General features: G+C 37.5%; 8 protein-coding genes. 3 read left to right on the top strand and 5 right to left on the bottom strand.

Annotation, left to right across the window (positions count from 1 at the left end):
- Positions 1 to 29 precede the first annotated feature (29 nt).
- From BUL40_RS15110 to nhaD, 5 genes are read right to left on the bottom strand one after another with little or no spacing between them, the layout of a single operon-like run.
- Entirely contained in the window at positions 30 to 1,241 is a 1,212-nt protein-coding gene (locus BUL40_RS15110) for a bifunctional folylpolyglutamate synthase/dihydrofolate synthase (protein WP_080319915.1), read from the bottom strand.
- A complete protein-coding gene (locus tag BUL40_RS15105; RefSeq protein WP_080319914.1) occupies positions 1,242 to 2,141 on the bottom strand; it encodes an energy transducer TonB in 900 nt (299 codons plus the stop codon).
- The gene (locus tag BUL40_RS15100; protein ID WP_010519322.1) at positions 2,141 to 2,527 is read right to left on the bottom strand and encodes an ExbD/TolR family protein; all 387 of its coding nucleotides are present in this window, start codon (positions 2,525 to 2,527) and stop codon (positions 2,141 to 2,143) included. The genes BUL40_RS15105 and BUL40_RS15100 overlap by 1 nt, the downstream gene beginning before the upstream one ends.
- Positions 2,528 to 2,541: 14 nt before the next feature.
- Positions 2,542 to 3,234 carry a MotA/TolQ/ExbB proton channel family protein gene (locus tag BUL40_RS15095; protein WP_010519321.1) on the bottom strand — a complete coding sequence of 231 codons (693 nt, stop codon included), beginning with the start codon at positions 3,232 to 3,234 and terminating at the stop codon, positions 2,542 to 2,544.
- A gap of 55 nt (positions 3,235 to 3,289) precedes the next feature.
- Entirely contained in the window at positions 3,290 to 4,618 is a 1,329-nt protein-coding gene (nhaD, locus tag BUL40_RS15090; protein WP_010519320.1) for a sodium:proton antiporter NhaD, read from the bottom strand.
- A 224-nt stretch (positions 4,619 to 4,842) separates the two neighbouring features.
- Between nhaD and BUL40_RS15085 the strand changes: the two genes are divergently transcribed.
- From BUL40_RS15085 to BUL40_RS15075, 3 genes are all read left to right on the top strand, one after another.
- The gene (locus tag BUL40_RS15085) at positions 4,843 to 5,985 is read left to right on the top strand and encodes an acyl-CoA dehydrogenase (RefSeq protein WP_080319913.1); all 1,143 of its coding nucleotides are present in this window, start codon (positions 4,843 to 4,845) and stop codon (positions 5,983 to 5,985) included.
- A gap of 292 nt (positions 5,986 to 6,277) precedes the next feature.
- Positions 6,278 to 10,783, top strand: coding sequence for a glutamate synthase large subunit (gene gltB / locus BUL40_RS15080; protein WP_080319912.1), 4,506 nt, complete (start codon positions 6,278 to 6,280; stop codon positions 10,781 to 10,783).
- An 8-nt stretch (positions 10,784 to 10,791) separates the two neighbouring features.
- Complete coding sequence (locus BUL40_RS15075; RefSeq protein ID WP_080319959.1) at positions 10,792 to 12,258, top strand: glutamate synthase subunit beta; 1,467 nt, start codon at positions 10,792 to 10,794, stop codon at positions 12,256 to 12,258.
- Positions 12,259 to 12,582 lie beyond the last annotated feature (324 nt).

Here is a 12,582-nt window from a genome sequence, read left to right as displayed (position 1 = left end):
TAAATCGCCAAACAAAAAATAGATTTTTTTTATAAAATTTCTGCCACCACAAATGTACTGCCCCCTATATAAATCATATCGTTCTTTTTGGCTTTAGACTTGGCCAACTCATAACCTGCTGATACCGAACGAATGAAAGTAGCATTTAACCCAACTTGGGACACTATTGATTCTAAATCTTCTAATTTTAAAGCTCGAGATATTTTTGGCTCTACAAAAATAAAATTCGCTTTTTCTGGAAAGAGCCTCAATAATTTAATTACCTCCTTATCGTTTACAAAACCTAGAACCACAAAAAGCTCTTTGTATTGCTGTTCTTTAATCTGTTGTGTTACTATTTTTAAACCCGCTTCATTATGTGCCGTATCGCAAATAATTAAAGGCGATTTGCCCAAGCGCTGCCATCTTCCCAAGAGCCCAGTATTATCAACCACATTTACCAAACCATTTTCAATGTGTCTCTCTTTTACTTTAAAGCCTTTTAATTCTTTTAGACAAGCAAGAACACCTTTTACATTTTTACTTTGATATGTTCCTTTTAAACCTAACTTGTATTTGGGAAACGATACATCTTCTGCAAAAATTAGTTTAGATTTTAGCTGACCAGCAATTAATTTAAACACCATTTCTGTTTTGACATGCTTTTCACTAACCACAACAGGAACGGTTCTTTTAATAATACCTGCTTTTTCCATGGCTATTTTTTCTAGAGTATCTCCTAGAATTTGCATATGATCAAAGCCAATATTGGTAATTAAGGATACCTCTGGAGTAATTATATTAGTACTATCCAATCTACCGCCTAGTCCAACCTCTATAATGGCAATGTCTACTTTTTCGCATGCAAAATGGGTAAAAGCCATACCCACGGTCATTTCAAAGAAAGAAAGACCATTATAATCCAAATAGCTTTTATTGTTGGCTATAAAATCTTTGACAAACTGCTTGCTTACCTTTTTACCATTAATCTTTATACGTTCCCTATAGTCTTTTAAATGTGGAGAAGTATACAAGCCTACTTTGTAGCCAGCTTCTTGTAAGATTGATGCCAACATGTGAGAACTAGACCCTTTACCGTTAGTACCTCCTACATGTATAGATTTAAACTTATTCTGAGGATTATCTAAATGGGAAGCAAATGAAATTATATTATCTAACTTTCCCTTGTATGCATCAACTCCCTTTTTTTGATACATAGGCAGTTGCTCAAACATCCAAGCAACCGTTTCTTTATAGGTCATCTATTGCCCTAATTTAAAGTTTACTACTACAAACCCTATTTGCTGGTTTGGCGCATTAGAATCCAAATTCCATTTATGCATAAAAGCGGTTTTCTTGGCTGGCTCCAATAAACAAGGAGAATTATTTGTTGTACCCTTAACTCCCGGTGTAGCTTTTATAACCCTACCATTTCGGTCTACCGTTATTCTAACAACCACCCTGCCTTCTTCGTTACATTCTTGTTGTACTTTACCTTTAGATACCAAAGACCTTCCGTTTAAACCATAACCTCCGGTTCCAGATCCACTTCCTGGCGCTCCATAGTAAGAACTTGCATACGGATTACCTGCTGGATCCCCTTTATCTCCAGGTAGGTTATCGTCACCTTCGCTGCCCGAGGCTGCGCCATCAGACTTGCCTATACCCCCCATTAATGCGTCTAATTTTTGCTTTTTAGCTGCTTCTTCTGCTTTTTTTCTGGCTTCTGCGTCCCGCTTTTCTTTAGCAATGCGTTCTGCTTCTGCCTTAGCCCGATCTGCAGCATCTTTAGCCGCTTTCTCTGCTGCTCTTTTTTGTTTTAACACAATACTTTCTTCATCGTCTTGTGTAACCAACTTTTCTGCTGGGGCATCTTCTGTACTTTTTGGCACAGTTTCTACTTCCTTAACCTCCTCTTCTTCTGTAGCTTCGGGTAAATTAGTAGGTTTTGGAATATCTAAAGGTTCAGATTTAATCTTCTCCAAGGGTTGTTTGGTTCCACTACCAAACTCCATGGTTCCAAAATTTATGGCTATACCATTTTCCTCTGGCGGGTCCATATAGGTTAACCCAATATAAAATAATACCAAGACCAAAATGCTTAATAACACAGTGGTAACGGTAAAAGATTTTTTCTTGTGTCTCGTATTTAAAAAGGCCATTAATTAGGTCGCACGGCCAAAATCACCTTATAACTATTCTTATTGGCAATATCCATTACGTTTACTGCCTCTTTGATGGCTACACTTTCTTCTGCCCTAAGAATTATTGTAGGCTTTTCTTGACCCTCTAGTGCTTTTTTTAATTCAATTTCAATGTATTCTCCGTTTATCTGCTGATTGTTCACATAATAGTTAAGGTTTTTATCTATAGTAACCGAAACATTTTGTGTATTGGTCGATTTCCCTTTTGCTTTTGGCAACAATAAATCCAGTGCATTGGGCGCATTTGAGGTAAGCATAAAAAATACCAGCAACAGAAAAACAATATCTGTCATGGAAGACATGCTAAACTCCGGACTTACTTTATTTCTACCCTTTAATTTCATATTAGACTATTGGGTTACGCAGGTTCGTTCAATAAATCTAAAAACTCTACAGCATGTGCCTCCATTTGATGCACCACTTTATCGGTCCTGTTTACTAAATGATTATAACCTATATAAGCTATAATCCCAACAATTAAACCAGCCACTGTGGTAGTCATTGCGGTATAGATACCAGAAGCCAAAGACCCCATTTCTGCCTGCCCACCACTACTGGCCATTTCATGGAACGCCAATATCATCCCAATAACCGTACCTAAAAATCCAATCATTGGTGCCGCACCGGCAACCGTGGCTAAAATGTTTACGTTTTTCTCTAATTTATAAACTTCTAGCGTGCCAGCATTTTCAATTGCCGTATTAATATCATCCAACGGTTTTCCAATTCTAGCAACTCCTTTTTCTGTTAACCTTGCCACCGGAGAATCTGTCTGGGCACATAATAAACGAGCCGCCTCTAATTTGCCACTCATTACATGGTCCTTTATTTGATTCATAAAGTTCTTATCTATTTTAGACGCTGCATTTATGGCAAAGGTGCGTTCAAAATAAATATACAATGCAACAAAAAGAAGGACGAACAGTACAATTACGATAATTGTACTGGCCGCCCCGCCATTTATTATTAAATCTATTACAGAAAGTGTTTTTTCTTCTGATACAGTACTAGCAACTTCCTCTGTAGTTACTTGCTCTTGAAATAATGTCATAAGTGAATCCCAATTTTATTGCAATAATAACGGGAATTTCACAAATAAATTATAGCTACAGAACAAATTCACGCAAAGCAATGAAAACCAAACCACCAGCAGCAAATCCTACGAATGCTAACCATGTGATTTTCTTTAGGTACCAAAAGAAATCTATTTTTTCCATACCCATTGCAACTACGCCTGCTGCAGAACCAATAATCAACATACTACCACCCGTACCCGCAGAATACGCTATAAAATGCCATAGTGGATGATCGGGGCCCTCTGAGAACATACCCATACTTGCCGCTACCAACGGAACATTATCTATTACCGCAGAACCAATTCCCAATAGCATTACCACAATATCCGTTTGTGGTATGGCTTCGTTCATACTTTCTGCATAATTAAAAAGTATACCTAAAGATTCCAAAGCTGCAACAGCCAATAAAATACCTAAAAAGAAAAGGATACTAGGTAATTCTATCTTAGTTAATGCAGAATGCACAGGGCTGTGGTGGGCACCTTCATGATGATGATCATCTGTAGCAGATGTTATAGAGAATTTAGCGTTACTGTAGATTTCTGCAAATGTTGCCACAATTGCCAAAGACAACATCATACCTACGTAAGGAGGTAAATGCGTAATAGTTTTAAAGAATGGCACAAACACTATAGCCCCTAACCCTAAGTACAACATTGTAGAACCAAATTTTGATTTTGGCGCTTCTTGTATTTCATCTACTTCTATAGAACCACTAAAGGCTTTAAACCTACTTGCTATTAAAGTTGGCACAAACATACATACAATGGAAGGTAATAATACATGGGTAACCAAAGAACCTGCATGTACCTTATCTGCTATCCATAACATTGTTGTAGTTACATCACCAATTGGGGACCAAGCACCACCAGCATTTGCATTAATAATAATCAAACCGGCAAACCATAAACGGGTTTCTCTATCTTTAATTACCTTTTGTAAAATTGTAATTAGCACAATAGTAGCGGTAAGGTTATCAATTATGGCTGAAAGGATAAAAGCTAGGATTGAAAAAATCCACAACAACTTACGTTTGCTTTTAGTTTTTATATAGCCTTTGATGGTAGCAAAACCATCAAAATAATCAATGATCTCTACAATAGTCATGGCACCCAAAAGGAAGACCAAAATTTCTGCAGTTTTCCCCAGATGATGCAGTAGAATCTCTTCTAAATGAGTTGGCTCCAATTCTTTTAGCTGGGCGTTTACCTCAAAAACATCCATGTGGGTAAGGGCAATTATAGCCCATAAAATGGCCATCATGGCCAAAGCCGGAATTAGCTTATCAATTTTCAGGTTATGCTCTAAAGTGATAGCTAAATAACCTGCTAAAAACACAATTATTACAATCGTCTCCATTAATCAGTTGGTTTTAATGCTGTTATATTTATTGAAAAAAATATCGACCAGCTAACCAGAACCAGTCGATATTATGGGCTAAATATAAGGATTGCCAAAAGATTCTCCCAAATCCAAAGGTTAATTTTTGGTTTAACATAATATTACAAAATCGATTAAAAAATTAATAATATGCCAATCAAAACTTATATTTGTAAAGACTGATTAATAATATCATAATAAAAATGAATTTTTCCCTTTCTGAAGAACAATTAATGATTAAACAAGCTGCGAAAGATTTCGCTCAAAACGAACTATTACCTGGAGTAATTGAACGAGACGAGCAGCAAAAATTTCCCAAAGAACAGGTTAAAAAAATGGGAGAGCTAGGTTTTCTAGGTATGATGGTTGACGAAAAATATAGCGGTAGCGGTCTTGACACTTTATCCTATGTTCTAGTAATGGAAGAACTATCTAAAATAGATGCGTCTTCTTCTGTAATTGTTTCCGTAAACAACTCTCTGGTTTGCTGGGGTCTAGAAACTTACGGAACCGAGGCTCAAAAAGAAAAATACCTGCACAAATTAGCAACAGGCGAAATTATAGGAGCTTTTTGTTTATCTGAACCAGAAGCTGGAAGCGATGCTACATCACAAAAAACTACTGCAATAGACAAAGGTGACCATTACCTACTAAATGGAACCAAAAATTGGATTACCAATGGTGGAACCGCTGAGGTATATTTAGTTATTGCACAAACAGACACCGAAAAAGGACACAAAGGGATCAACGCCTTAATCGTGGAAAAAGGCATGGAAGGTTTTGAAATTGGTCCAAAGGAAAACAAACTTGGTATTAGAGGCAGTGATACCCACTCGTTAATGTTCAACGATGTTAAGGTACCAAAGGAAAACCGAATTGGCGAGGATGGTTTTGGGTTCAAATTCGCCATGAAGACCTTATCCGGCGGTAGAATAGGTATTGCAGCACAAGCCTTAGGTATTGCAGCAGGAGCTTACGAAATGGCATTGGAATATGCTAAGCAACGAAAAGCTTTTGGAACAGAAATTTGCAATCACCAAGCCATAGCATTTAAGTTGGCAGATATGCACACTAAGATTGAAGCCGCAAGGAATTTGGTTTATAGAGCAGCTTGTGATAAAGACGCTGGAGAAAACTATGATTTATCTGGCGCTATGGCAAAACTATATGCCGCTGAAACTGCCATGGAAGTTGCAACTGAAGCAGTACAAATACACGGAGGAAATGGTTTTGTTAAAGAATACCATGTAGAACGTTTAATGAGGGACGCCAAAATAACCCAAATCTATGAGGGTACTTCAGAAATACAGAAAATTGTTATTTCAAGAAGCATTATAAAAGGCTAGCCCATTAGGGGGTACCCATTTACAATCTACAAATATTTAGACAACACCCCTTAAAAAAATGGGGTGTTGTTTGTTAGTAAAAATCCTAACACACTAACTCACCTTAATTTCTTACAGGTAAAGCAAATTTGGATGTAACCACATTACCAATTCAATAGTATTACATCATTTAATTCCTAAATTCAAGTTTTCACAGCAAAAAATTACATACGTTAAAATTTTTGTTGCGTTTAACATTCATTATTGCATATAATTCACTGTTTATGATATTTTTGAGTAAATACCATAAGCAATGAAGCCAAAAAGACAAGGATTATATCTGCCAGAATTTGAACATGATAATTGCGGGGCAGGTTTTATATGTAGCCTACAGGGCAAAATGTCTAACGACATTATACACAAGGCATTAGAGATATTAGTAAAGTTAGAACATAGGGGCGCCGTAAGTGCAGATGGCGTTACAGGTGATGGTGCTGGTATTCTAATAGACATACCTCATGAATTCTTTAAAAATGTTTGCTCGTTTTCACTACCTGAAGCGGGTGAGTATGCAACCGGTAATGTTTTTTTACCTCAAAAAGAAAATCAAAAAGAATTCTGTATAACAACATTTGAAAAGAATATTGCTGATCAAGGCTTAGAACTTTTAGGTTGGAGAAATGTGCCTGTAAACAAATCTGTACCAGGTTCCATAGCTGCTGAAACAGAGCCTTTTGTAAAACAAATATTTATTGGGAAGGGTAATGCTAAGGACGATTTTCAATTCAACCAAAAATTATTTGTTGCTAGAAAAATTACCGAACACGAAATAGAGGCTTCAAAACTTTCCCAAAGAGAATTCTTTTACCTACCAAGTCTTTCACAAACCATAATTATTTTTAAAGGTTTACTTATGCCGCAAGACATAAGTAAATATTATGAAGACTTAATGGATCCAAGAGTGGTAACTAGACTTGCCTTGGTACACCAACGTTTTTCTACCAACACATTCCCAACCTGGGATTTGGCACAACCCTTTAGATACATGTGTCATAATGGTGAAATTAATACCCTAAGGGGTAACGTTGCTAGAATGCGTTCTAGAGAAGAACTTATGCAAAGTGATTGGTTTGGGGAAGACATCAAAAAAATTCTTCCAGTTATTCTTCCTAGTAAATCAGATTCTGCAAGTATGGATATGGTGGTAGAGTTGCTATTGATGACGGGTAGATCGCTACCTGAAGTAATGATGATGCTAGTACCGGAAGCATGGGAAAAAAATAACGAAATGTCTGAAACAAAAAAGGCATTTTATGAATATAACAGCTGCTTAATGGAGCCATGGGATGGGCCGGCATCTATTCCTTTCACAGATGGTAATTACATTGGCGCAGTATTGGACCGTAACGGTCTTAGACCATCAAGATATACTGTAACTAAAAATGGGTACGTAATCATGAGTTCAGAAACTGGCGTGGTAAATATAGAGCCAGAAAATATTGAATATCATGGTAGACTAGAGCCTGGAAAAATGTTCTTGGTGAACATGGAAGAAGGCAGAATTGTTAATGATGAAGAAATAAAGGAAAAAATTGCCAAACAGCATCCATACAAACAATGGTTAGATAAAAATTTGGTTCACCTAAAAGACATTCCTTATAACGACTGTCCCTTATTTTTAGGAGAATTCCCATTAGATACGCGTACATCTGCATTTGGATATACCCAAGAAGATATCAATACCATAATAATGCCTATGGCGCAAAACGGTAAAGAACCTATTGGATCCATGGGGTCAGATACTCCTATTGCCGTTCTATCAGAAAGGCCACAACTAATATACAATTACTTTAAACAGTTATTTGCTCAGGTAACCAACCCTCCCTTGGATGGTATTAGGGAAGAAATGATTACGGATATTAGTCTTACCCTGGGTAGCGACCATAATATTTTTGAATTTTCAGAATTACACTGTAGAAAACTAAAAATTCAAAACCCCGTAATATCCAAAGAAGATTTGGATAAAATTAAAAACTATGACAAGAGTCCTAATTACAAAGTAGTATCCATAAGCACCCTTTATGAAATAGAAAAAGGGCATAATGGCTTAGAGATGGCGTTGAACGGCATTTTACAGCAAGCCTCTGATGCTGTTGATTCTGGAGCCAATATTATAATTTTATCAGACAGAATGGTAAGTAAGGAGATGGCTCCAATTCCTGCCTTATTATCCTGCTCCTATGTAAATAGCGGCTTACGCAAAAAGGGAAAACGTTCCAAGTTAAGTATTATAGTAGAATCTGCCGAACCAAGAGAGGTGCATCATTTTGCACTGTTATTCGGTTTTGGTGCTAGCGCAATAAACCCTTATTTGGTTAATGAAATAATAGGACAACAAATAGAAGAAAACCAAATAAAAGACTATTCCTTTGAAGAAGCTATTGTAAACTATAACAAGGCAGTTGGTAAAGGCATATTAAAGGTTATGAACAAGATTGGAATCTCTACTCTGAATTCCTATCGTGGTTCCCAGCTTTTCGAATGTATAGGCCTTAATACAAAGGTGGTAGATAAATATTTTCCTAATACCCCAACAAGAATAGAAGGCATTGGTCTGTATGAGATTGAAAAAGAAATAGCGAAAAGACACAGAAACGCATTTTTCAACGACAAAGTAGAAGCCAATTTAGACTTAGAGATAGGAGGCGAATACAGATGGAGAAGAAATGGTGAAAAACATATGTTCAATCCGGAAAGTATTGCCAAGCTACAAAAAGCAGTTCGCAATAATGAGCCAACTACATATAAAGAATACTCTGCACTGGTAAACGAGCAATCTAAAAATTTAATGACCATAAGAGGGTTATTTGAATTTTCTAACTACGATCCAATTCCATTAGAAGAAGTAGAACCCTGGACAGAGATTGTTAAGCGTTTTAAAACTGGGGCCATGTCTTACGGTAGTATAAGTAAGGAGGCTCATGAAAACTTAGCCATTGCAATGAACCGTATTGGAGGTAAGAGTAACTCTGGTGAAGGTGGTGAAGACGAGAACCGTTTTTATAAAAGTCCGTCTGGTGATTGGCGCAATAGTGCAATAAAACAGGTTGCATCTGGTAGGTTTGGTGTTACTTCAAACTACTTGACCAATGCTAGCGAAATTCAAATTAAAATGGCTCAAGGTGCTAAACCTGGAGAAGGTGGCCAACTACCAGGACCTAAAGTGAACCCTTCTATAGCCAAAACAAGGAATTCTACACCCTACGTTGGTCTAATTTCACCACCGCCGCATCACGATATTTATTCAATTGAAGATTTATCCCAATTAATCTATGACCTTAAATCTGCCAACAGGGAGGCTAGGGTTAATGTAAAACTAGTTTCTGAAGTTGGCGTTGGTACCGTAGCTGCGGGAGTAGCTAAGGCAAAGGCAGATGTTGTGCTGATTTCAGGATTTGATGGTGGCACTGGTGCATCACCACTAACATCTTTAAAACATGCAGGTCTCCCTTGGGAATTGGGTATTGCAGAAGCGCAACAAACATTAGTACTCAATGATTTAAGAAACAGGATAGTTTTAGAATGTGATGGACAACTTAAAACAGGTAGAGATGTAGCAATTGCCTGTCTGCTGGGTGCAGAAGAGTTTGGCTTTGCAACTGCTCCTCTAGTAGCCTCAGGTTGTATAATGATGCGTGTATGTCATTTAAACACTTGCCCTGTAGGTATAGCTACACAAAATCCTGAACTTAGGAAAAAATTCAAGGGTAAGCCAGAACACGTTGTTAATTACATGTATTTTGTTGCCCAGGAACTAAGGGAAATAATGGCCAAATTAGGCTTCAGAACCGTTAATGAAATGGTTGGGCAAGTTCAGAAACTCGATAGGAAAAAAGTTATTGCCCATTACAAGGCTGCAGGTATAGATTTGTCGCCAATCCTTTACCAAGTAGATGTAGCAAAAGGCACCCCTTTATACAATACAGAAAAACAGGTTCATGATATAAAGGATAGTATAGAATTTGAAATTATTGCTAAAGCGCACCCTGCACTATTCCGTAAAGAAAAAACAGTTTTGGAGTTTCCTATTTGTAATACGGATAGAGCGGTTGGTGCAATTACCAGTAATGAAATTTCTAAAATCTACGGAGCAGAAGGGCTCCCAGAAAATACCCTAAAATTAAACTTTACGGGCTCCGCAGGACAAAGTTTTGGAGCATTTGCCACCAAGGGCCTCACTATGGTCGTAAACGGCAACACAAACGATTACTTAGGTAAAGGGCTTTCAGGCGCTAAACTGGTCATCAAAGTTCCAGATGCAGCAACAATTACTCCAGAAGAGAATGTTATTACAGGAAATGTAACCCTGTACGGAGCCACTAGTGGTGAGGCATATATTAACGGGAAGGCAGGAGAACGCTTCTGCGTAAGAAATTCAGGAGCTAAAGCGGTTGTAGAAGGTATTGGAGACCACGGTTGCGAATACATGACCGGTGGTATCGCGGTTATTTTAGGTGATGTTGGAAGAAATTTTGGAGCAGGTATGAGTGGGGGCATTGCATACGTTTATGACCCAAAAAATACCTTTAAAGCTAAATGCCAAAATGAAGCATTGAATTTATTGGCCGTTGAAGAGGACAATGATATTAACGAACTTAAACAGCTTATAGAAAATCATTATAATGCCACATTAAGTCCCTTAGCGCAAAGAATACTTGAGCATTGGGAAAAGAACCTATCAAAATTTGTAAAAGTATTCCCAGAAGAATACAGACAGGCATTAATAAGATTAGAGAACGAAAAATTGGAAACCATATAATTTACAACATGGGAAAAACTACAGGATTTATGGAATATAAGCGCCAAAACGAAGCTTATATTCCTGTTGAAGAAAGAATTAAAAATTATAACGAGTTTACCCAACCCCTTAAAGAGGATGAAATTAAAAACCAAGGGGCTCGTTGTATGGATTGTGGTATACCATTTTGTCATAGCGGTTGCCCACTTGGAAACCTAATACCGGATTTTAACGATGCCGTGTATAGAGGCAAATGGGAAAAAGCAGCGCAGATCCTACATGCTACCAATAATTTTCCAGAATTTACAGGACGTTTATGTCCTGCTCCATGTGAAGAAGCTTGTGTACTCGGTATTAATGAAGACCCTGTATCCATAGAGAACATTGAGAAAAACATTGTAGAAAACGCATTTAAAAATGGATGGATTAAACCAATTATTCCATTTAAAAGAACAGGTAAAACTATTGCTGTTATAGGTTCCGGACCAGCCGGTTTAGCAGCTGCACAACAGCTAAACCGTGCAGGGCATACCGTTACCGTTTTTGAAAGGGACGAAAAACCAGGAGGTCTTTTACGATACGGAATTCCAGATTTTAAAATGGAAAAAAACGTAATAGATAGGCGTTTAGAAATATTGAAACAAGAAGGTATCCTATTTAAAACCGGAGTACATGTTGGTATTGATATTAAAGCTGATGAATTAAAAGAGCAGTTTGATGCCGTTATCTTGTGCGGAGGTGCAACTGTTAGGAGAAACTTACCTATTCCCGGCTCAGATTTAAAAGGTGTTGTACAAGCAATGGATTTTTTACCTCAAAATAACAGAAGGGTAGATGGCATTACCGATTTTGCAGAAGAAATATTAGCAACAGATAAAGAAGTTATTGTAATTGGTGGTGGCGATACTGGATCAGATTGTATAGGTACATCTATTAGACATGGCGCTAAATCTGTTTCTAATTTTGAGATTATGCCCATGGCTACCACAGAAAGACCAGTAAACCAACCCTGGCCATTTTGGCCAATGAGATTGAGAACTAGCACCTCTCATAAAGAAGGTGCTGAACGATTCTTTAGTATCTCTACCAAAAAGTTCATTGGGGACGACAACGGTAATCTTACCGGATTAATTACTACAGAAGTTGAATGGGAAATTAATCCAGGGCAAAGACCCATATTAAAAGAAGTTGAAGGAACGGAAAAAGAATGGAAATGTGATTTAGCTTTATTAGCGCTAGGTTTTACAGGTTCCGAAACAACGTTAGCAGACCAATTTGGTCTAAAAATGGATGCTAGAACTAACATAGAAGCATCAGAAAATAATTATAAAACAAATATACCGGGTGTTTTTGCTGCGGGAGATCAAAGAAGAGGACAGTCGTTAATAGTATGGGCTATATCTGAAGGTAGACAAGCAGCACATCATGTAGACAAGTATTTAATGGGAACGTCACAACTCCCATTAAAAGGCCAAGGCGATTTACCAAGGGTTTAATCCAAAACCCAATTTGGATTAGCAAAAGGCAGGTAATCAATACCTGCCTTTTTTATTTTGGATTCATTCAATTCTTAAATATATATAGAGAAAACAGCACTTACAAAACATAATTAAAAACACAGGGGTTAGCAGTTTATTGGTAATTGTAAATACTATACAGTAGTTAAAAGGCAGATTTTATCATCTGCCTTTTTATTCGCCTTAATTAGTCGATTCAAGGCATAAAAAAACCCCTTTACGAATCGTAAAGGGGTTTGAAGGAGGCGGCGACCTACTCTCCCACCTGGTGTGGCAGTACCATCGGCGCTAACGGGCTTAACT

It is taken from the genome of Croceivirga radicis, from assembly GCF_002072105.2.
In the GTDB taxonomy this organism is placed as follows: Bacteria; Bacteroidota; Bacteroidia; order Flavobacteriales; family Flavobacteriaceae; genus Croceivirga; species Croceivirga radicis.
Note: the sequence above shows the minus strand (reverse complement) of the source record. Positions and strands in the feature narration are given on the sequence as shown.